This is a genomic window from Actinoplanes auranticolor (assembly GCF_018332655.1).
Lineage (GTDB): Bacteria > Actinomycetota > Actinomycetes > Mycobacteriales > Micromonosporaceae > Actinoplanes > Actinoplanes auranticolor.
The window spans coordinates 39,493-61,246 of the sequence record NZ_BOQL01000040.1 but is presented as its reverse complement, the minus strand read 5'-3'; the positions used below and the strand labels follow the sequence as shown (position 1 = coordinate 61,246).

General features: G+C 66.3%; 15 protein-coding genes. 6 read left to right on the top strand and 9 right to left on the bottom strand.

The genetic code is table 11. From position 1 onward, the window contains the following. Positions 1–109 precede the first annotated feature (109 nt). From Aau02nite_RS24895 to Aau02nite_RS24885, 3 genes are all read left to right on the top strand, one after another. Positions 110–915 (top strand): IS5 family transposase gene (locus Aau02nite_RS24895; RefSeq protein WP_212990981.1). Its coding sequence is split into 2 segments (ribosomal slippage): positions 110–440 and positions 440–915, totalling 807 coding nucleotides; the frame shifts between segments, so codons are not numbered across the junction. Positions 916–1,278: 363 nt separating this feature from the next. Further along, entirely contained in the window at positions 1,279–1,620 is a 342-nt protein-coding gene (locus tag Aau02nite_RS24890) for a histone-like nucleoid-structuring protein Lsr2 (protein ID WP_212990980.1), read from the top strand. A 452-nt stretch (positions 1,621–2,072) separates the two neighbouring features. Continuing rightward, complete coding sequence (locus Aau02nite_RS24885; RefSeq protein ID WP_212990979.1) at positions 2,073–2,951, top strand: hypothetical protein; 879 nt, start codon at positions 2,073–2,075, stop codon at positions 2,949–2,951. 384 nt (positions 2,952–3,335) lie between these two features. Here Aau02nite_RS24885 and Aau02nite_RS24880 read toward each other — a convergent pair whose 3' ends face one another. From Aau02nite_RS24880 to Aau02nite_RS24855, 6 genes are all read right to left on the bottom strand, one after another. Then, positions 3,336–3,806, bottom strand: a complete 471-nt coding sequence (locus Aau02nite_RS24880; RefSeq protein ID WP_212990978.1) for a hypothetical protein — start codon at positions 3,804–3,806, stop codon at positions 3,336–3,338. 15 nt (positions 3,807–3,821) lie between these two features. Next, positions 3,822–10,157: an RHS repeat domain-containing protein gene (locus Aau02nite_RS24875; protein ID WP_212990977.1), complete on the bottom strand. Its 6,336-nt coding sequence runs from the start codon at positions 10,155–10,157 to the stop codon at positions 3,822–3,824. 305 nt (positions 10,158–10,462) lie between these two features. Then, positions 10,463–13,432, bottom strand: a complete 2,970-nt coding sequence (locus Aau02nite_RS24870) for a LamG-like jellyroll fold domain-containing protein (protein ID WP_212990976.1) — start codon at positions 13,430–13,432, stop codon at positions 10,463–10,465. 282 nt (positions 13,433–13,714) lie between these two features. Next, a complete protein-coding gene (locus tag Aau02nite_RS24865; RefSeq protein ID WP_212990975.1) occupies positions 13,715–15,190 on the bottom strand; it encodes an Ig-like domain-containing protein in 1,476 nt (491 codons plus the stop codon). A 1,002-nt stretch (positions 15,191–16,192) separates the two neighbouring features. Then, positions 16,193–16,774: a GNAT family N-acetyltransferase gene (locus Aau02nite_RS24860; RefSeq protein ID WP_212990974.1), complete on the bottom strand. Its 582-nt coding sequence runs from the start codon at positions 16,772–16,774 to the stop codon at positions 16,193–16,195. After that, positions 16,771–17,358: a dihydrofolate reductase family protein gene (locus Aau02nite_RS24855; RefSeq protein ID WP_212990973.1), complete on the bottom strand. Its 588-nt coding sequence runs from the start codon at positions 17,356–17,358 to the stop codon at positions 16,771–16,773. The genes Aau02nite_RS24860 and Aau02nite_RS24855 overlap by 4 nt, the downstream gene beginning before the upstream one ends. Positions 17,359–17,444: 86 nt before the next feature. On the opposite strand from Aau02nite_RS24855, the gene Aau02nite_RS24850 reads away from it, so the two are divergent. Further along, the gene (locus tag Aau02nite_RS24850) at positions 17,445–17,942 is read left to right on the top strand and encodes a winged helix-turn-helix transcriptional regulator (RefSeq protein WP_307857953.1); all 498 of its coding nucleotides are present in this window, start codon (positions 17,445–17,447) and stop codon (positions 17,940–17,942) included. Positions 17,943–18,199: 257 nt separating this feature from the next. On the opposite strand, the gene Aau02nite_RS24845 is transcribed toward Aau02nite_RS24850, so the two are convergent. Continuing rightward, complete coding sequence (locus Aau02nite_RS24845; protein ID WP_212990971.1) at positions 18,200–19,039, bottom strand: helix-turn-helix transcriptional regulator; 840 nt, start codon at positions 19,037–19,039, stop codon at positions 18,200–18,202. Between the two features lie 119 nt (positions 19,040–19,158). Here Aau02nite_RS24845 and Aau02nite_RS24840 point away from each other — a divergent pair, with 119 nt between their 5' ends. Both Aau02nite_RS24840 and Aau02nite_RS24835 read left to right on the top strand, forming a co-directional pair. Further along, positions 19,159–20,214 carry an aldo/keto reductase gene (locus Aau02nite_RS24840; RefSeq protein WP_212990970.1) on the top strand — a complete coding sequence of 352 codons (1,056 nt, stop codon included), beginning with the start codon at positions 19,159–19,161 and terminating at the stop codon, positions 20,212–20,214. A 283-nt stretch (positions 20,215–20,497) separates the two neighbouring features. Beyond that, complete coding sequence (locus Aau02nite_RS24835; protein WP_212990969.1) at positions 20,498–21,148, top strand: DUF6518 family protein; 651 nt, start codon at positions 20,498–20,500, stop codon at positions 21,146–21,148. Positions 21,149–21,303: 155 nt separating this feature from the next. Here Aau02nite_RS24835 and Aau02nite_RS24830 read toward each other — a convergent pair whose 3' ends face one another. Beyond that, positions 21,304–21,594, bottom strand: coding sequence for a hypothetical protein (locus Aau02nite_RS24830; RefSeq protein ID WP_212990968.1), 291 nt, complete (start codon positions 21,592–21,594; stop codon positions 21,304–21,306). Continuing rightward, on the bottom strand, positions 21,591–21,752 hold the full coding sequence (locus Aau02nite_RS24825; protein WP_212990967.1) for a hypothetical protein: 162 nt from the start codon (positions 21,750–21,752) through the stop codon (positions 21,591–21,593). Before Aau02nite_RS24825 ends, Aau02nite_RS24830 begins: the two co-directional genes overlap by 4 nt. Positions 21,753–21,754: the final 2 nt, after the last annotated feature.

The following is a 21,754-nucleotide window of genomic DNA, read 5'->3' as shown; positions in this document are numbered from 1 at the left end:
TAGGACCGGCTCGGCGGTAAAGCCGGCTACCGCTAAGAGCTCCTAACACGATCTGCTGAATCGATGTTGATCAGCGTCACGACATGAAGATCCATCTCGTTCGCTGGTCATGGCCAGGCCTTGGGATGTTGATGACCAGTTGTGGGCGTTGATCGAGCCGGTCCTGCCGCCGTGGCCGGCCAAGGCGCCGGGGCCGAAGCCAATCCCGGACAGGTCCTGCCTACAAGGCATCCTGTTCGTGCTGCACACCGGGATCGGCTGGGAAGATCTACCCCAGGAACTCGGCTTCGGCTCCGGGATGACCTGCTGGCGCAGGCTGGAACGCTGGACCGAGGCGGGCGTTTTCGACCAGGTGCACCAGATACTGCTCGCCAAGCTGAACGCGGCGAACCGGATCGACTGGACACGGGCGGCGATGGACGGCAGTCACATCGACGCTAAAAAGGGGGCGCTGGCACCGGCCCGTCGCCGGTCAACCGCGGTAAACCCGGCTCCAAGCACCACTTGATCTGCGACGGCAACGGCACCCCGATCTACGTGCTGACCAGCGGCGCGAACGTGCCTGACATCAGCCGCGCGCTCGACCTGCTCGACTGCTACCCGCCGATCGCCGGGCGCCCCGGCCGGCCCCGGCGCCGCTTCGAGGTCCTGCTGGCCGACAAGGGATACAGCAGCGAAGCCTTCCGCCAGGCATGCCGCGAACGCGGCACCGAAGCGATCATCGCCAAGCCGAAAACGCCCAACATCAAGGGCCTGGGCAAGCTGCGCTACGTCGTCGAGCAGACCTTCGCCCTACTGCACCAATTCCGCCGGCTCGCCGTTCGCTGGGAACGCCGCCTCGACATCCACGACAGTCTCGTCAGCCTTGCCTGCGCCATGATCTGCTGGCGCCGCTTGATCAAATGGACCGCGTAGAGATCGCGTTAGGAGTTCTAAGCGCAAGCGTCGCCGCGGCTGCCGATACGTCACCCCAGAGGGCCGGCATGTGGGTAGTTCGCCGCTTCATCGCCGTCGTGCAGGCTACGGCGTCCGGGCCCCATGCTGGGACTTCGCATCAATGGACTTTGCCCACCGGGGCAAACGTCGATGCGCTAGCCACTGCGAGCCGCATTTCGGCAGACACCCACCGTTACGCTGGCGAATGAATCCGACTATACCCGCAACCTCACGGGTCTACGTTCGATCGTCCTGACAGACACATTCCCACCACCAGCTATCGTATTGATACACGGGGCATACTTGGGATGCGCCTATGTCGATTACAGGAGCAGACCGCACATGGCAAAACAGATCGTCACCCTGCTGACCGACGACATCGACGGCACCGAAGCCGACAGCACCATCGAGTTCGGGCTCGACGGCGTCACCTACACCATCGACCTCTCGGAGAAGAACGCCGGCAAGCTCCGCAAGGCACTCGAGCCGTACCTGAACGTCGCCTCCCGCGTCGGACGCAGCACCACCAGCCGTATCCCCACCCGCAGCGCCGCCCCCACGAGCCGGTCGAACCGCGACCAAAACCAGGCCATCCGCGAATGGGCCGGCAAGAACGGCTACGAAGTGTCCGAGCGCGGACGAATCCCCAGCTCCATCGTCGAGGCGTTCCACAAGAACCGCTGACCCCGACGGGTCTGCTCACCGATCGTCACGCAAGGTCGAAGGGACCTGCCCTTCTCGGCTTACGCAGCAGCATGACGTTCGGTCGACGTCCTGCCGTGGTACGAGCCGCCACCGCACCGGCCTGTCGTTCCGACGTGACGCAGCAGACCAACGAGGTTGGCGACGGACAGGGTGCGACCGCATGTGGACTCGAAGCCGGAACTGGCGATCAGCAGGTGGACGACGTCGGTGTCGGCCCAACATCGCGAAGCTGCACCACCAAGCGGCCCGCCGACGAGACGGCCGCTTGGTTTGTCCGAGGCGCGCAGTGCCGGTAGCGCGCCCGTCCGCGGAACGGGTCAGGGGATCAGTGCGGCCCTGTGTGGCAAGTGGGTCGCCAGTGCAACGCACCTGCGGTCTTGTGGCATGTTGCGACGACCTTCACCGTCGACGCCATGGATTGTTCGGGTCTCGTGGATCTTGCAGTGATCGCCGAGAATTACGGCCAGATGACCGGGGTTCTCGCGGGCTTTGCCTTCACGGCACTCGTGCTACTTCTGACGCCCACCCAAGCGCAGGAGCGTGCCCACGCGAAGACGCAAAACGCAGGTGTGCCGTTGACCCTGTTCATTGCCTTCATCGCGTTGGTGCTCACCACGCTGTTGTATTCGGTCCTCGCCGGCGAGAACGCCGAATCCCGACCGCGCGCCGCCACGGTTGAGCTAATTAACGGCCTTGTTTTCGGTCTTGCTGTGGTCATGTTGCTACACGGCGTGAGCCTGCTGATGCTCACCGCAAACATCGAACGGTCAACCGTCCGGATCGCCCGCTTTCTGACTGTCGTGGTGATCCCCACGTTGGCGATGTACTTCATCGCTCAAGGCGCGTCCGACACGGTCGCAGCACGAGCGGCACTCAACGGAGAGCCGTGCGTCGCGGCTGTCCCCCCGCTGGGCCTATGGCTTTCCGCTGCCGCAGCGCTTACTTCCGCCATATCGCTGTCAGCTCCGGTGCAGCGCGTCATCGCCCGCTACAGCGCAGCCAGTCGGGTCGGAGCACCGCTAGCTGTGTTCGTGGCCACGGTCATGGCGTCAATCATCTCTGGCTTCATCGGCACCCGCTCCGCAGCGTTCATCATGTCTCCAACCGCGCTGAACCTCTATCTGATCGGCGCCGCCGTGACACTCATAACCATCGGCCTTATGCTCTCTGCCTCCAGCATCCTCACGGCACCGAGCGAGCCAGACGAGGCTACGACGCCAAACGTCCGCACTCAGCAGACACTGACGGCTGTTGAACGAGACCCGGCTGCGCCGGCCAAGGCACCGCAAGAGGCCGAGCCATCTGATTGATAACGGCTCTTATGTAAGCCTTGCTTCGGCCGTGGCCCGATGCCTAGGGGATCACCCTCATTCCTTCGCGCTCATACGCACCTGGGAGAGCGGAAGGCCGCCCGGCGGGTGAGGACGATGCGGACCGGTTGAGAAGACCGGATCTGCCGAGGGCCGGCCGCGACCGGCAGGAGGCTTCTGAGGCGGCGCAGCCGGTTACGGATAAAGCGCCGGCCGACGTATCAAAGCACCGACAAATTCATATCTGCGGCTTGACCGGCCCTGCTCCTTAAGGATGACACGAAGGCGTGCCAGAGGAGCGCACGTTTGGAGCGGCGCGACCTCCGATGTCCTAGCGGCCGCCCATGGGTAGATCGCAGCCGCTTCAAGGATCTTCTGCTGCCACTACTCCGCATGACGCAGGCGAGCCACTGTTGCGTTCTCCGACATCGCCGGATGGAAGGTCACCACTGAATCGTGCGCTCGGCGCACAAAGGATGTCAAAGCGTCAATCATCTCTGCCTTTTTCGCAGTGGCGGTAGTAGCCGGATTCTTCGACGATACGACTTCCACGTTCTGACCGCTGACGACGAACTTTATAACCTCATCGTGCTCTGTGAAGTCAAGAGCGCCATCAGAATCACTCGCCAGGCGATCGACAACACCCGACATCCCGAGACCAAGGTCAACTAACGGGACGAAACTGCTCTTTGATAGGAATTTCACGCCGTCGATCGAAAACTCGACCTGCGAGTAGAACAACTTGTATCGAATCGTCACATCTTTTATCGATCGCGCTTCCCCTTCAAGGGATTTGACCCAACTTCGACCCAACACTGAATCGACGTCGGGGACGACGAAGTCTACAATCACCATGCTTGCCTTCAAACCTTAGTAGGGGTACGCGGTAACCATTTTACCGTCGTCGACGACCACGGCGATACGGGTATGCTCCCCTCCACCATTCCCTCTGCCTGCACGGCCGACGGGCACGCCGAAGTCCCACTCGTAAACGGTCCCAGACCGAGGCTCTTTAGTGACCGGATCGGGTGTATTTGGCCTACCCCGACCTCTGTCAACCGTTTCCGCAAGCCTCCTGCGAAGGTCCTTTTCCTTTCCGGTGAATACGCCCGCCTTGTCGTCGAGTTTTTGTTCGTCACCTCCCTCGCGGTGGCGACTCAGGACGTGCTTAAAGTCGCCATCGTTCACCACCTTAGCCCCGGCGGGTTTTGCGCTTTTCCCTGCCGCGGAGCCAGCACCAGCAGCTTGATTGTTCCAGTGCAGGTCGTCTACGTGTTGTCCTAGGTTCTTGGCTCCGTTCGCTGCAGCTAGTCCTCCACCAGCCGCGATGCTGACGCCGAGGACAGCAGCCGGTACTGCACCGATTGACAAGGTGCCCAAAGAACCGATCTCCGCTACACCACCGGAAAGAGCCAGTGCAGCACCACCTTGCGCGGCGAAGAGGCCGAGCTCGATCTGGGCGAGGTCGATGGCGATCTGGCCGAGTGTGTCCTGGTTTTCGTGGACCCATTCCATGGAGCGTTGCCAGCCGTTGCAGACGGGTGCGAACCAGCCGCATTTTTCCTTCTGCTGGACGGCGGGTACGGCTTGGGCCACGTTGCCACTGGGTGATCCGGCGCCGTTGTTGCCACCGCTGCTTCCGCCGCCGTTGTCCCCGCTGTTGCCGGTGCCTCCGCCGTTGTCCTTGTCGCTGGTGCCGCCGGGCCCGCCGGTGCTGCCGCTACCGCTGCCTTCGTTGCCGGTGCAGGCGACCCCGCCGCCGGTGGCGCAGTCGACCGAGCCGAGGGTAAGCCCCGACGGGTCGCTGAAGCTGATCGGGGTGTTGTTGGCGTAGGAGTAGGGGTTCCATTGCTGCGGGTCCGTCAGGTCCATGATCGGGTCGACGGAGATGAACCGGCCGAGTGCCGGGTCGTATTCGCGGGCGCCGAGGTGGGTCAGGCCGGTGTTGTCGCGGGTGCCGCCGACGAAGCCCTTGTCGCCCGACCAGACGCCGGGTTTGGCGCCGCGGTCCTCGCCGAACGGCACGGTGCGGCGGCGGTTGACGGTCAGGCCGGCGTCGCTGGAGACCGTGGCGGTCGCTGTTCCCTGGTGATCGTTGACCATCCACGTCAGGGACGTCGGTGTGCGCACGGCGATAGTGGCGCCGGCGTGGCTGTAGTAGCGGGTTCCCACCGCCGGGCCGGTCTTCGGCTTGCGGATTTCGAGGCCGCCGGGCAGGTAAAGGGTGGCGCCGGTGGGATCGCGACGGATGAGCCGGCTGCCGTCGGCGTCATAGGTGTAGCTGGTCGTGCCAGTGGTGTCGGTGCTGGTGCCGAGTTTGCCGTAGTCGTTCCAAGTCAGTGCCTGGCTTCCGGCTCCGGCCGTGCCGTCTTCCCTGCAGACGTTGGCCGTGGTCCCGGCCGGGCGGCACAGTGTGTTGCCGGTCGCGTCGTAGGCGTACTGCAGAGTGGCGGTGCTGCCGCCGGTAACGGTGACCGAGGTGACCGCATGTGGCTTGCTACCCGAGGCGCCACCGGCGGCCGGGTAACTGTAGGTCCGGGTGGTGTCGGTCGTCTGGTGGGTGACCTCGGTCCTACGGTTTCCGGAGGCGTCGTAGCTGTAGGACCGCCAGTACGAGGCCGGTCCTCCCACGGCGGTGGGTGTGACGGTTGTCGGGCAGGTGGCGGTGGCCTGTGACCAGGCTTCGGTGAGCCGCCTGAGGTGGTCGTACTGGTAGCACTGGGTTTCGGCCGGCTGGTTGCCGTCGGGGGTGTCGGTGATGGCGGTGATCGTGCCGGCGTCGTCGTAGCGGTAGGCGAGTTTGTAGATGTCGTTCTTGAGTTCGGGTACGGCGTTGAAGAACAGCTTGCGACCGGTGGCGTCGTCGTAGCCGTAGGTCAGTCCGACGCGGGAGCCGTGCTCGCCGAGGTTCTGACCGATCAGCTGGTCGAACTGGTTGTAAACGATTCCCTGGGCGTAGATCTGCTTACCGATGAGTCCGTTGGGCAGGCCGATCGGGTTGAACAGCGTCGTGAGGGCCTCTGCGGGCAGGCCGGCCACGGCGGGCGTGGTGACCTCCGAGACCGTGCCGTTGGGCCGGTAGCCCAGGGTCTGAGTGAAGGTGCACGGATTGGCCTCGCCGGACACGCACAGGCCGCTGTCGGTGGCCGGGATGGTCACCGAGGTGCCCTTCGGGCGGCCCGCGGTGTCGTAGCCGGTGGTCGCCGTGACGTACGCGGAGGCGTTGCCGGCCTGGTCGTACTCGTAGCGGGTCGCGCTGGTCAGCCGGCCGACGCCGTTCGGCAGTGAGTCATAGGCCCATTCAGCGACCGGGCGACCGTCTTCTGTTCCTTGACGCTCGAAGGTTTTGCGGCCGAGGTCGTCGTAGCGGAAGTGCAGCGCCTTACCGCGGGCATCCTTGGTCCAGCTCAGCTGTCCGGCGGCGTCGTATCCGCTGGTGGACGTACCGGCGTCGGGGTCTTCGGTGTAGATCTTGTGGCCGCGCAGGTCGTAGCGGTAGGTCCAGGTGTTGTTGCCGGGGCCGGTGACTGAGGCGAGTTCGTCGCGGTTGGTGTAGCGGTAGGTGGTGCGTTCGAAGGTCGCCGCGTCGTCGTTGCCGACCTTCGCCGGGTCCTTGTACTGGCGTAGCTCGGCCAGGTTGCCGCGGGCGTCGGTGATCGAGGTCGTGGCGATGCCGCCGTGGGGCGGGGTGACGTTGGTCTTCTCCCCGGCGTAGGCGGTGTGCGTGCGCCAGGCCTCGTCGCCGTTGATTTTGAAGATGGCGTCGGTGATCCGGCCGGCTCCGTCGTAGAGGTTCGCGGTCAGTGCCGGGATCTCGGGGCGGCGCACCGGGGTGACCAGTGTGGTGCCCGGTGCGGTGTTGTCGATGTCGTAGTAGGGGCTGCTGGACCAGTCGACGAGGCCGCGCGCGTTGTAGACGGTGTCGGTGATGGCTCGGCCGCCGGCGAGGGTCTGCGTTTGCGTCTGGCGCAGGCGCAGCATCCCGTCGTACAGGGAGATGGTGGTGCGGTAGTTCTTCGAGCCGTACGGCATCAGGTTCTTGATGATGACCGAGCTGGGCGCGGTTTTGCTCAGGTGGTAGGTGTAGCTGACCGAGGGTTCGTTCTTGAATGTCGTGCTGTCGCGGCCTGGTGCCCACACCTTGAGCAGGCGGCCGTTGCCGTCGAAGCTGGATTCGGTCACCAGGCCGTTGGTGTCGATCACCTTGACCGGTACGGCCAGTGCCGGGTTGAAGATCTGGGTGGCGGTCTGCTTGAGGGCGTTGGTGACCTTCGTCTGGGTGACCGGTCCCCCGATGGCGGGGGTGAAGTCGGTGGTGGTGACGTGCTTGAGGGCGTCGGTTTGCTTGGTGGCGCGGCCGGTGGCGTCGTATCCGGTCAGGCTGGCAGTGACCAGGACCGGTGTGTTGCCCTCGAAACGGTCGACCTGGTCGACACGGACGGGCAGGCCGCGGGTCGGGGCAGCGCCGTAGGTGTCGGCGTCGTCGTAGTAGGTGCGGATGTCACTGAGCACATTTTCCGGCTTGCTGGCGGTGCCGCAGCCGACTCCGACGATGACTTTGCGCTTGACCCGGTCGAGCATCCAGACCGGTTCGTTGCGGGTGTACTCGGTGCGGGTGCAGCGGTCGTCGCCGGCGTCGGATTCGTCGCCGAGGTCATTGATCTCGCTGACGAGATTGTCGTCGTTGACCTTTGTCACGGTCTTGGTCCACCGCGTGGTGCCGGTGGACAGCTTGGTGCGCTTGCGGACGGTCTCGACGTGCGTCTTCCACGCCTTCAACGGCCCGGATTTGGCTGTCGGGCCCTCAGCGACGGGAGTGTTGAGGGTGCCGGCGACCCAGCTGGTGCCGTTGTAGTCGATCTGTTCGCGGAGCATGCCGGCGAACGCCTCGTGGTCGTTCACCTTCCCACCGAGAGAGTCCTCGACCTGCACATCGCGTGGTGTTCCCTTGGGCGGCAGAACCCCGTCGACCGGCTGCGGATCGCCGTCCAGGCCGCGGAAGTAGCGGTACTCGGTCTTGGACTGCACTTCGGACTCGAGGCCGGTGCGGACCTGGACGCGGCCGTAGCCCCGGAACTGGCCCCAGGTACGGCGCTTGGGCTTGATCAGTTCGGAGTTGTCGTAGGCCCAGGCGGGGCTGTCGAGGTAGTCGTAGTTGGTCTGCTGGTGCTCGAAGCCGCCGGTGTTGTCGTAGACGTCGACGCGGGTCACGACGTACTTGTTGAACCAGTCGATCTTGGAGTCTTCGCCCTCGGCCGCGTAATACTGCGGGAAGCAGCGCCTGGTGTTGGCCCAGGGTTTGGGCAGGGTGATGTCGTCGCAGTCGGGCTTGGAGTAGGTGATGCCGATCTGCGCGCCGGATTCGGTGGTGATCGTTTCTACGCGGCTGCGGAACAGGCTGGAGTGGCCGTTGGGGGTGTCCACCCGGTTCGGCATGACGTCGGCGTTGGGGTTGAAGACCACCGCCGGGTCGGTGACAGCCGGGCCGCCGGCGCTGGTCACGTTGCCGGTGTGGGTGATGCTCTTCAGCCACATCGGGGTGCTCTCGTTGCCGCCGGCTTGCAGGTAGGCGTGCGCGAGCTTGTAGGTCCCGACGGGGGTGTACGCGCTTCCGCTGCCGGAGTACACCTCCGTCGTGATCGTCGCCAGTCGCCTGTTGGTCCAGAACGTCGGCGAGTACTGCGTCTTGCACGGCGCCTTGTCGCAGTACTGATCCCATGGCGTGTCCGGGAACCGCTTGGCGATCGGCTTGTCGGTGCTGGTGCGGCAGGTGCCGATACACCGGTCCACGGTGTCGAACCGGATCCGGTTGACGGGATGGACGGTGGAACCCGCGTCGCTGCGGCTGCCGTACTCGACCTTGGTGAGGTAGCCGGACCGGTCGTAGGTGGTGCGCTTGTCCTGGTCGCCCTCCCGGGCGTAGGCGCCGGTTTCCTTGCCGTAGAAGTAGGTGATCGTGTTCTTGTTCGGGTCGACGGCGTAGTCGAGGTTCCACCGCCAGGCGCGTTTCACCCTCGACTCGGCGAAGTCCTTGTTGTAGCCCGGCTCGTCGGGGTGGTTGCTGTAGACCGGCACCGTCCAGGCCGAGTTGGTTTCGGCGCCCGAGGAACTGCCACCGTCGGTTGTGCCCCGGCCGAAGTAGTACTGGGTGCCGTCGCCGGTGGTGACGCGCCAGTAGGTCTTGTCGTCGTCGCCGTTGTCCACCCCCTTGACCTGCTCGATCCGCGAGCCGTCATCGGCCGCACCGTGGTAGCGCACGTTGGTGTCAGCCGGTCCACTGTCGGTGGCCGCGTCCTTGACCAGTTCGGTCGACGCGCCGTTGAACGACATCGTCGCGTTGTCGTTGAACCAGCACTGGTCGTCGCCGTAGACGTCCTTGTTGTTGGCCGCCTTGCCGTCCTGCTCGCCCTTGTCGTCGGCGCAGGAGCGGTAGCTGCGCTCGATGTAGCCGGGCTCGAGCGACCAACCGTCGCCGATCCACGAGCCCTGGGTGTTGTTACCGGAAGTGCGGCCGTCGATCGCGGCGGAGGAATAGCTCAGCGCCAGGTCGGGGGCCATGCCGCCGGGCGGCGGCGGGGCCTTGATGGGGTACGACCAGGCGAACGAACCGTTCTGTTGCGACACCTGCCAGGTCGATGCGGGCGTCAGCGTGGTGGCCTTGTAGTCGCCGTTCTCGCCCTCCGGCGCCGCGGCCAGCGCGAACGAGGACGCCCCACCCGCGGCGGCGAGGGGCACGGTTGCCGTGACCGTCGCCTTGCGCGCGTCGATAGTTGACGGCACCGGCCGGCCGTCGGAGAGCTGCACCAGTCGAAGACGGCTCAGCGCATCACTACTGAACAGGCCGGCCACCGGGCGGTAGTCGACGGCCAGCCGAACCTGCCCGGCCTGCTGCACACCGTCGGCGCGGGCCACCCGGACCACGAGACCCTGCACACCGAGCTTCTCAGTCGCGGCGCGGCCCAGGGTGCTGACCCGCACCTTGCGTACCGCGCTGCCGGCATCGCGTGCCGCAGCGTTCTGCGATGCAGCGAGCTTGGCCACCGGCGCGACCGTGACCGGAAGTGCCCCTGCCTTCACCCGCGTCGTGGACTGCCCGCTGAGGTCGACCAGTTGTTCATCCGCCGGGACCTCGGGGTCCGGCGGCAGGTCCGCCTCGGTGAGCTCTCGATCCTCCGCGGTGTACTCGGGCAGAGGCTTCGCCACCACGGGTGTCACCTTGATGCCTTTGACATCGGTCGGCTTGACCGCTGTTACTGCTGCCGCGACCGCTGGAGCGGCCGGGAGTTGCCCGATAACGCCCACCACCAGCGGCAGGACGAGCAGTACGCGCAGCAGCCGTGCGCCTCTGCGCTTGACCTGCCGAGAAGCACCCGAAATAGCGGCGTTGGCCGTCACACCAGTCTCCTGTCAGCCGCCGATGCGGCAGTCCCCCGTGCGCCGACCATGGCCGGCTGACTCTTCGGATACGTCAACGTGCTGGGCAGCTAGTCCTGCGAGAGAGCTGGCGCCGATCAGGCTTCAGGGGTTTCTTCCGGCCGCGACATTCGGTAGATCTCCTGCTCTTCCCAGACTCGCGGAGTGAGGTGTACCTCGTCGATCTCGCCGGCCCACCGTTCGCCGGGCGAGAGAATCCAACCCCGGCCGATCGCGAACTTCCCGGTCGCCTCCCAGGTCGCCGTACCTGTTTGTTCGGCCAGTACCCCGTCGGTGGCCGGTGTGCCGTTGACGTACAGCTGGATTCGGTTGGTGATCGGGTTGACGATGCCGACCAGATGCACCCAGGCGCCTGCCTCGACGTAACTGGAGGTGCATGCGTTTGTGGTGGCGGCACCGGCCGTGTCGGTGGCCGCGACTGTGAAGCACCAGGCGCGGTCCTTCACGCCGTCGCTGTCCACGTCCAGGTCCGTGCGGTAGCCGAGCTTGAACATCGACGTGTTCTGCCCGTCCTGAGACACCACGGCGTGGTTGCCGGCCGGCAGCGCCGAGGGCTCGTCGGTCTGCTCATCGTCCGGCGGAGTCTGTTCCTCGTCGGGGTCGTCACCGGTACCGGGCTCAGGTTCGGTTGGCTCAGTGCCGGGATCGGCGTCGGAGTCACCATCAGCGGTAGGCGGCGCTGGTAGGCGCGCCCACGCAGCGACGGTGAAGCCCGAAAGGGAACGGGTGTCGAACGCCGGCGCGGAGGTGACGAGTTCGCCGGTGCCGGTAACCCTCAGGGCCGAGGCACCCCACTTACCGGATTCGGACCATGCCACATTCGTGCCGGAGACCATGGCGGGGCGGTTATTCTCAGGCGCTGAAGCGGCTGTCGTTCCGGTCTTCTCGTCGAGCGACCAGTACCAGGACTCGCCCACGGGACGGACCTTGAACAAGTAGTGAGCGACTCCGGACAGGTTCCCCGCGGTGTCGATCGCCTTGACCGTCAGGGTGTTGACGAAGTCCCGGGTCGGGACCAGGTTGCGCTCCAGCACCCCACTGCTCGGCGGCGAGACCTGCTCTTCCTTGGCACCGTTGATCGAATATGTGTACGTCCGCACACCGTCGTTGGTGCTGCCAGGGCTAAAGACGAACTTGCCGGGAATTCCCGGGCCGCCTCTCCATTCTGTCGGGGAGTAGTCCGCGCTGGTCACGATCGGGTTCTTCGGATTCATGGTGTCGACCTTGAACCCGAACCAATCGGAGTACGAGCCGCAGAGGTAGGCATCGCAGGCCTTGCCGCGCCAGTAGTACTGCCCGTCCTTCAGGTCGGACTTCAACGTCCACGAGCGCTGGCTGCCACTGGCCACACCGGTCACGGTCTTGTCGGACCCAGCAACCCGTGTGGTCTTGTTGGCGGCGTAGACCTCGTACATGTACGTCAGCTTGCCGCTGTTGGGATCCGTCGCCTTCATGCTCAGCGCCGGCCGCTTGCTGGAGGTCACGGCGGTGCCGCTGCCGCACGCGACATAGCAGGGGCTGAAGGCCAGGCTGGTCGGTTTGCCGGGCGTGTTGTTGTAGAAGATGTCGAGGTACGCCGAGTCCGGTATCAGCTTCTTCCACTGGTAGTCGTCGGACTCGCTTTTGGCCCGGAACGCCAGCGTGATGGTGTTGTTCGCCGTCGCATCCTGGAAGGCGTCACTGACCGCTGTCTGGGCGAACCGGACCTCGTCGTTGCCTTTCGGGCAGGCGCTCTTGTTCGCCGTGGCGTTGACCTGGCCCAGCGATTTCCACCACTTGTTCTTGGTGCTGTTCCACGTCACCGACGCCGACTTGTCGACCCGGTTGGTGCGCCAAAGCTGGAACGGCGACGGTGAACAGTTGGCGCTGTGCCGGACGTTGACCAGCACAGCCGCTCTCTTGATCTGAGAGCCCTTGAGCTTCGCTACGTCGAACTGCACGATCGTGCGCCAGTCGTCGTCCGAGGAACCCTGCCACAGCTGACCCACGCGCATGTCGCCACGTGTCGACTTGTCGCTCCAGTAGGACTTCGTGGGGTTCTTGCGGCTGACGTGCGTCCAGATCTCCTTGCCACCGTTGAACCCGGGATCGATCGACACCGGATACACCGTGGCCGGGTCGGTCAGCATCTGCTGCGACGGCACGACCGTCAGCGAGGTGCCGTCCAGATGCACCGGCAGGTCCTCGACCCGACGCGACTCCGGATCCTGAGGAAGAACTGCCACGGGCGAATCAGCACCGAGCGTCCGCTGGGAGACCGCGGTGCCCAGCATTTGCGGCTTGTCCCACATCCGCGCCCCGTCGGAAACGAAGACTGGCTCGCCCGATGGTGTCTCGGCCCGGATGAACCCGTCGACGTCACGTTTCACAACAACGCCTCGGGTGGCGAGGTCGAAGCGGAGCTGTCGCAGTTCGGTGTTCTCCGCTGCGGTACGCGTCTTGACGAGCAGAACCTCGCTGAACGAATCAACGTGAGCAGTCAGCTGCAGGTCGACGCCCGGCAGCACCTCCGAGTAAGTCGCGGTGTCGCCGTCCAACTTCGGAGGGCGCAAGGTGCCGGGCCATGACATGGCCATCGACCGCCCATCGCGCACCACCGTCAACAGCGGGCCGTCACCACCGTTGGAGAACCTGACATCCAGCGTTGTCGCCTCGGGCACTACAGCACCGTCGGCGACCTTGAGGTCGGTGTTGACTGCAACCCAGTCGGAGCCGCGGCGCACGCGAATCGGTGAAGCGTACGTCTTCGTTCGGAGAGTCCCGTCGGGTTGCGCGAACGTCTCCGACGACTCGGTCCGCTCGCCGAGAATCTCAACCTGCCGGCGGCTCTTCCACGCGAGATGCATGGCAGCGGCCTCGTCATGAGCCTCGGTCGGAACCGGCGCCGCGCCGGTGACCGGCACCGCTGCCACCGAGGGAGACGAGACAACGACAGCCCCCGCGGCCACCGCTGTGATCATCGCGGCCGCCGAGACCGTCAGCGCACGCACCAGACTGATCTCGGACAGGGCAAAACGGCGGCCCACCGGCCGCATGCCGTGCATCATCAAATCCCCCGTGAGATTGGCGGCGCTCCCAAGGACTCGAACGCCTCAGCAAGATCACCGCCGCCCGTACGATATCGAGCGCCGACTATCGTCCGCAAGACCCTTCGTCACTGCCTCACAGCGCAGTGTGACCACATTGGTCACTGGCCGAGTCGCTCGACCGGCCGTCAACGGTTGGTCAGGCTGGGCGTGCGGTCGCTCACCTGCCAAAACCTTCGGTCGTTTGGTGCGACCGAGGCTTACGTGGTCGTACCCTTTCGGCGCTCGCCGCCGGAGCCGTGTTCAGCGTCGCCAGGTGCGGGTGGCGGTCGTGGTGACGTTGCCGGCCTTGTCGTACCCGCGGACCTTGACCTTGATCTTCTTGCCGTACTTCTTCGGGTTGACCGAGAAGGTGAAGGCCGCCTTGGTGTCCTTGGCGACGACTTTGCCGTTGACCAGCAGCTCGACGCGGTTAATGCCGTTGCGGTCGGTGGCGGACACGGTCAGCTTCACTGTCTTGGTGACCTTCGCGCCGTTGCCGGGGGCCTTGGTGATCCTCACCGCTGGCCTGGTGTTATCGACGATGACAGCGCGTTTCGCCGTGCTGCGGTTACCGAGCCGGTCGGTGAGGGTCCAGGTCAGCGTGCGGGTCCCGTCCTTACCGGCAGAGGCGGTCACGGTGAACGGCGCCTTGGTCACGCTAGAGGCGTTCTGCAGGTACGCCTGACGGATCCCGGACGGGTCGGTGCCTTTGACGGTGCTCCGGAACTCGCTGCCTCGGACCAGGGCACGGTGGCCGGGGGTGATCGACGTGATCACCGGGCCGGTGTTGTCGATGACGATGCTGCGCGTAAGGATCGCCCGGTGCCCCAGGACGTCGAAAGCGCGGACCTCCAGCACGGCCGTGCCGTTCGCCTTGCCGGTGTCCCAGTCGAAGTACGGTTCGGCACTGGACCCGGACGAGGGCACGGGATAGGTCGAGCGCAGCGTCCCGTCGACCCACCACTCGACCCGGTCCAGCGGCGAGATGCTGTCTATCGAGGCGGCCAGGCGGCTTCGGCCGCTGACGCGGCCATCGACCACCGTGTGGTCGGCTTGCTGCGGGAATCGCAGGCCGGTGATGGTCGGGCCGGTGTTGTCGAGGCCGTAGAAGCCGTACGCGAACGAGACGTTGCCGACCTTGTCGGTGAGCTGGAAATGTACGTACGCGACCCCGCTACGCCCGGCCGTGTTCCAGGTGAGCGTCCATGGAGCGGCAGTCGCCCTCGCCGCCTCGCCAGGAACCGCGTGGTCGTACAGCGACACCTGGACGAGATCGCTCGACGTGTCGATCGCGGTGAAGGTGACCACGCCGCCGACGATGGACTCGAACGGTGGCGTCAGCGTGGCCTTCGGGCCCTCGGTGTCCACGTGGACCCGGCTGGTCGCCTCGCCGTGGTTGCCCGCCGCGTCGAACGCCCGGATGGCGACTTCGGCGTCGGTGTCATGCAGCCGCGCCGGCACCGGAAGATACACGCCCTGATCCCACTGCCCGGACACATAGCTGCGCAGAACCGCGCCGTTGAGAACAACCTCGACCCTGGTCACGCCGATGTCGTCGGTCCAGCTCGGATACAGCCGCTGGCTCTGGCCGACGAGCTGACCCTCCACCAGGCCCGTCGAGGTTACGACCGGTGCGCCGGCGTCAACCGGCGGATCAGCGGCGGCGAACGCCGGCGTCGCCCCCATGGTCAGCGAAACGGCCAGCGCGGCCGCCGTGGTGAGACGAAGCTTTCCCATGGTGCCCGAACCCCCGTGATCATGAATGCCGCCCGGACAATACGTGCTTCGATCACCAACTGTCGATCCCGAATGCTCGGCCTGAACATCGCTACGAATGTAGACAGCGCTGAGGGACGGCTGACCGACCCCCGTTCGACGATCTCGACGTCGGTGATCCATGGATACCCAAACGGCAACCATGAGGTTTCGCGAAGCCCCGACATCACAAGGAGCGCACCGTGGTCCGGTCGTGGGTGAACGGTCACCGATCCTCGGATGATCAGCGAGAGGCTGTCAGCCGGGACGGTGGATGGAAGCGGACCGACGAAGGACGCGGCGACGCCCACGGGTCTGCCGCCGAAGTAGCTGCGTAACGCTCGTTGTGAAAGCCGCAGGATGCGAAATCCGACGCGTTCCAGGTAGGTCCGCGGTCGGGTCGTGACATCCGGCCCTCAATGGAGCAGCCACGGAGCAGACGACATCCGGATTGGATATAGCAATTGAGGGTTTGTGCAGCTCGTAAGCCGTGTCGCGTAAGCAGTTTCTGCCCGCAACGACGATTAAAAGTCCACAGCTCTGCCATTGAGCTAGCAGCCCGCGTCGATCAGGGTACCTGCCCAGGCTTGATGACAAGAGCCCTGTCCCTGGCGCGTCGGCGTTTGCCCTGCTCATGGGGCTGCAAACCCAGCGATGGACCTGTTGGGCAGGGGTTGGTGTTCGTCGCTCTGGTGAGGGCTTTCGCCGCGGCGTGAGCGGCCGCGGGAACTTGCGTGCAACCACGGAGCAACCAACGCGGAGCCTGTGTCCCGCCATCCGTCGCGACCAGGGACCAATGATGGCTGTCGCGACCAGCAGCCGTGGCCTTGTTCTTGAGTCTGGAACCAAAGGTCGGATGAGTTTCGGCCACACGATCTCACCGATCTCGATGTTCGCGAGTTTGGGTGCCACCCTCCGCGGACTGCCGGCGCGGTACGGAGAATCTGCACGAGGCGCGCCGGATCATGACGCACGGCCCGCAGGCTATGCCGAACCGTTCCACTCGTCGGAGAGCAGGGCATAGCCGACGCAGTCGAGCCACTCGCCGGATCGGTGCAGGGAGTCCCGGACGGTGTAGAACTCGCGGCGCATCCCGATGCGTTCCATGAGTCGCCACGATGCCTCGTTGGCGGCGAAGCAGGTGGCCGTCACGCGGCGCAGTCCGAGATCCTTGAAGCAGAGCCGGAGCAGCTCCCGGACGGCTTCGGTGGCGTATCCGTGGCCGGCGTGCTCCGGGTGCAGCACCCATCCCAGCTCCGCTTGCACGCTGCGGGCGCGTTCGGCGATCTCGGCCTGGGCCCAGGCGTCCTCGATCTTCACCATGAGGTCGCCGATGACCGTACCGCTGCGCTCGATCACGAGGGTCCTGGCCAGACTGTCCGGGGCCCGGAACCAGGTTCGGTGCTCGTCCGGGGTGGCAGGAGCGCGGGTGATCCAGCGGCTCACGTCCTCGCGGCGGCGGAACCGCCAGGTGGCGTCGGCGTCGTCCGAGGTTGCCGGCCGCAACGTCAGACGGTCGGTGTGCAGTGGCCAGGTCAACACGGCAAGTCCGGTGCTCGTGGTCATGCACGCACCTTCCGGACGGCGTATCGGTGGAGCGCGACGCCTTGGTCGAAGCGCGCCTGCTCGAGCAGGTCCAGCTCCAGCGGCTCGTCGTGGCTGTCGAACAGCGGCCGGCCGGCGCCGAGGATCACGGGGTGGGTGAAGAGCAGCAGCTCATCCAGCAGCCCGGCCCGGAGCAGCGCGGTAGCCAGCGTGGCACCCCCGACGCCGATGTCGCCTTCGGTCTGCGCGCGCAGGTCCGCGAGGGCGCCGACGGCGTCGTCGGCATTGATCACCCGCGTGTTGTGCTCGGCGCTGACGCGCGTCCGCGACACCAGCACCTTCGGCATCGAGGTCCAGATCCGGCCGTACTCGCGAAGGAAGCCGGGCAACGAGGCGTCGTCGCGCGCCTTCGGCCAGAATCCCTCCATCGTCTCGTAGATGGTGCGTCCCTGGACCATGAGGGACAGCGCTCGCGCCCGTGAGTTGAACTCGTGGTGCAGGGGCTCGCCGATCCGCATCCATGATCCGCCGCCCTGCTCGCCCTCGGCGTGCTCGATCCTCAGGTCGAGGGACACGTTCATCCAGTACACGAACCGGCCTGGCATCAGCCCTCCAAGGGACAGTGGTCTGCTACTGCTAGCCGCCACCCTAAAGAAAGTGATAGTAATCTGCAATCACTTGCACGAGGAGGATGTCGATGGATTCCGCGCCACGCTCGGGCTGCCCGATCAATCAGGCGGTCGAGGTTCTGGGTGACCCGTGGGCGATGCTCGTGCTGCGCGACATCATGTTCGGCGACCGGCGTCACTTCCGCGAACTGCTCGTCGGCAGCGAGGAAGGCATCGCCCCGAACATCCTCAGCAGCCGCTTGCGGCGGCTCTCGGATGCGGGCCTGCTCACGCGGCAGGAGGCCCGGCGCGGGCAACGGGCGGCCTACTCGCTCACCGAGGCCGGCATCCAAACGTTGCCGATCATGGCAGCGCTCGGCTCGTGGGGCCTCGCGCACCGCAGCGGCGAACGTCGCCTGCGGGTTCGTGCCGAGCTGCTACGCGACGGCGGCCAGGAACTGCTCGCTCGTTTCATGGACGATCTGCGCTACCTGCACCTCGGCGCCCCTCGGCCGGATCCTCACGCTCCGCGAGCGGCCGACGACCTTCGCTCGGCCTACGAGACCGCACTACGCGAGTAAGCTCGCCGGCAAACCTCCACCCGGCCCGGCGTCACTGCGGAGCAACTCGCTACGTCACCAAGGGCAACTGCGGGAAGTACCGGCGAAAGAGCCGGTGCCGATAGCGACGAGCCCCGACCGCGCGTTATCTGCGGCACATCAGTGCGCACCGCCAAGTCCTTCGCCGCCCTCATACTCTGTTGCGCCAAATTCGAGCGAGGTTCTAGCGCCCCCGGTCCGTGCGCCGTCCGCGATGGGCAAGATTGGTAAGACGGAACCTAAGCGGCGGTGGTCGCGGACATCTGGTCCAGCGCCGCCCGGCTCGCGTCGTCCGCGGGGCGGCAGATCACCAGGCGCTGGTCCTGGTCGCCCAGTGGTGTGAGCGTCTCGAATTGAACGGAGAACGTGCCGACCTCGGGGTGCCGCATGGTCTTGCTGCCGCGGCCGTTCGATTTGACGTCGCCCTCGGCCCACACCCGTGCGAAGTTCTCGTCGGTACTGAACTCGGCTATCAGGTCGGCGAGCGCCCGGTCCTGTGGGTGCGCGGCCCAGGCGGCGCGCACGTGGGCGACGCCTTCGCGGACGACCTGGTCGCGGTCGAGGTAGTAGTCGCGCATCTCCGGGCGCATCAGGCACAGCCACGCCGAATTGTGCCGGGCGGGCGGGAGCCGGGTGTCGAAGTCCAGCTGGAGGCGCGCCATCTCGGGATTCCAAGCGAGGATGTCGAAGCGGTGGTTGATCAGCATGGCGGGCAGCGGCGACAGGTCGGCCACCAGCCGGGCCAGCGGCGCCGTGGCGGCGGTGGCGGGCTCGCTGGCTGGGCGGGAGCGGTGGCGGGCCAGGTCGAAGAAGTAGGCGCGCTCGTCGGGGGCCAGCCGAAGTGCCCGGGCCAGGGCCTCCACCACGTTCGCGGAGGGGTGCAGCCCGCGGCCCTGCTCCAGCCGTACGACGTAGTCGATGCTGACCCCGGCCAGTTCGGCGACTTCTTCGCGGCGCAGGCCCGGGGTCCGGCGGGACTGCCGGCGCCCCGGAAGCCCGAAGTCGTGCGGGTCGAGGCGTTCGCGCCGGGTCCGCAGGAACGCGCCCAGCTCGCGGGCCGGATCAAGAGTGTCGCTCATCGAGGTTGATGCTAGCGCGCGGGTAGGACCGGCTTTCCCAGGAAGTTCTCTCCCTTATCTCCGGCTGGTGGCGGTCGCAGACTTCTGCCGACAACCGCACGAGTTTCAGGAGAACAAACATGTCGGTCACCCTCGACAACTACCGCCTGCTGGGCCGTTCCGGTCTGCGGGTTTCTCCACTGGCGCTGGGCACCGCGACCTTCGGCACCGAGACGGGCTGGGGCGCCGAGAAGGATGATGCGCGTCGGCTGTTCGATCGCTACGTCGACCTCGGTGGCAACTTTCTCGACACCGCGGTGGGCTACGGCAGCGCGGAAAGCCTGCTGGGCGAGTTCGCCCGCGACCGCCGGGAGAGCCTGGTGCTGGCGACGAAATACTCGACGCTGCGCCGGCCCGGCGACCCGAACTCCACGGGTGGCTCGCGCAAGAACCTGCTCGCCTCGGTGCACACGAGCCTGCAGCGGCTGGGCACGGACTATCTGGACCTGCTCTATCTGCACGTGTGGGACTTCACCACGCCGGTCGAGGAGATCCTGCGCGGCCTGGACGATCTGGTCCGGCAGGGCAAGGTCCTGCACGTGGCGATCTCCAACACCCCGGCCTGGCAGATCTCGCGCATGCAGACGATCGCTGACCTACGCGGCTGGTCACCGCTGGTCGCGCTGCAGCTCGAGTACAACCTTCTCGAGCGTACGGGCGAACGTGACCTGATCCCCATGGCCCGAGAGATGGGGCTGGCCGTGATCCCCTACTCCCCGCTAGCGGGCGGGCTGCTGGCCGGCAAGTACAGCCGCGCCGACGTGGCCGGAGTGGCCCCCGGCGACGGCACCCGCAAGGGGTTCAACTTCACCGCGCTCGGCACCGTCACCGAACGCAACCTCGACATCGTGGACGTCCTGAAGGAGGTCGCCGCCGAGCTGGGCTGCACCCCCGCGCAGGCCGGGTTGGCCTGGCTCCTGCGTAACCCGAACGTGACCGCCCCGATCATCGGCGCCCGTACCCCTGCGCAACTGGAGGACAACCTGGCCGCCCTGACGGTGGACCTCACCGCTGCGCAGCTGGCCCGCCTCGGCGAGGTCAGTGCGATCGATCCCGGCCAGCCGCACGGACTGCTCGGCGGCGACCACATCGGGAACGTGATGCTCGGCGGGATGAAGATCCAGACCAACCGCTGACCACGCTCGCGGCAGCCGCGCCGGCAACAGGTGGGTTCAATCAACCCTGGTGAAGGGCCTAATGCCCACATCGAGGGGAGAGAACATGTTGACCGGGCCACTGATGGAGTGCACTACTCTCGGCAGGAGCGGACGCCTGCACCCAGAGGCCTGGCTACGTTACGCGACGATCGCGACCGTGGTCAGCGTGCACGGAGCGGCTAGTTTCGTTCCCCAATTTTGATCAGGCTCGGGCGTCGTCTGTGGGGCGACGCCGTCAGGGCGGGTCCGGCACCATGATCGCGTGATGCTGTGCAGCGGGCGGATGTGGTGGATGGTAGGCCCGGTCGTGGGGATGTTCTTGGGCGTCGGCGACTCAGTTGTCAATCAGGTGCCGGTGATGCTGGGCGAGTTCGGTACTGCGAGTGCTGAGCGTGGTAACTGGTCGCAGGCCGCGGAGTTCGCCGGTCTGATCCTGGATGCCGGATGGGCGTGGGCGGCGACGGCCGTGCTGGCGGGCTGGTGGGTGAGCCGGCGCGTGCGGCCGGCGGTAGGGATGCTGCGCGGCGCTCTGGCGGGTGGTCTCGCGCTGGGTTTCGCCACCACTTCCTACTACGGCGCGGACGTGCTGTTCCACGGCGGCGCCTGGTGGGGCGTGGAGCCTCGGCTCTGGTTGATCGCCGGCGTGGTGCTCGGTCCGCCGCTCGGTGTCGTCGGCGCTGCGATCGGGCTACCCGGTCGGGCCGGGGTGGTGGCCGCGCTTGTCGTCCCCGCGGGCGCGGCCTTGCAGATGGCCGTCCTGCCGCCACGGACGGCGGGCCTGATGGCGGAACCGGTGCGGTGGAGCGTCTGGATCGCAGCCGCCGTCGCCACCGTGTTGGTCGCAGGCAGGTCCCTCAGTCGCAGTGCTGTGGCGTCTCCGGTCGAGGCGGGCCGGGATCGGCTGGGCGGCTGAGTCGACTGCTACGCGAGGTGACGAGTGCTGGTCACGGGACGTGCGTTTGGTCTCGGCAGGTGAGGATGCCGACAACGTGCTGGCTGGCTCAGTGCCTGTCTGGGAACCAGCTCAGGTCGAATGATGACGAGCCAGCCGGCGGCTCATGAAGATGATCATTGACCATTGGACGGGGACGCGATCGCGCTCGCCCGGCCGTACAACTGCACGGCGAGCTGCACGAGCACGGTGGAGGCGTCGGTGTCGAGGAACTCGTCGTGCGCCTCCGCGCTGATCCGGTCGGCGACGATCTCGAGACCGAGCGCGTTGCCCTCCGCCTCCAGCAGGTCGATGATCTGCAGCAACGGCCTGGGGTCCTGCCGGGACGGTGCCAGCAGCAGCACGCCGAGGAGCGGGCCGTACGTCCCGGCGGCGTCCTCGGGGGGCCACGCGCCCCACCCGGTCATGGCAGCTCGAGCACCGGCTCGTCCAGGTCCCGGGCCAGCTCCACGAGCTTCGCGATGTCCTCCGGCGAGGCGCCGGGCGGCACCTCGATGCTGGCCGACCGGCCCCGGACGATCAGCGGGCGCTCGGCGGCCCGACGGGCGACCGCGAGCGAGAGCACTC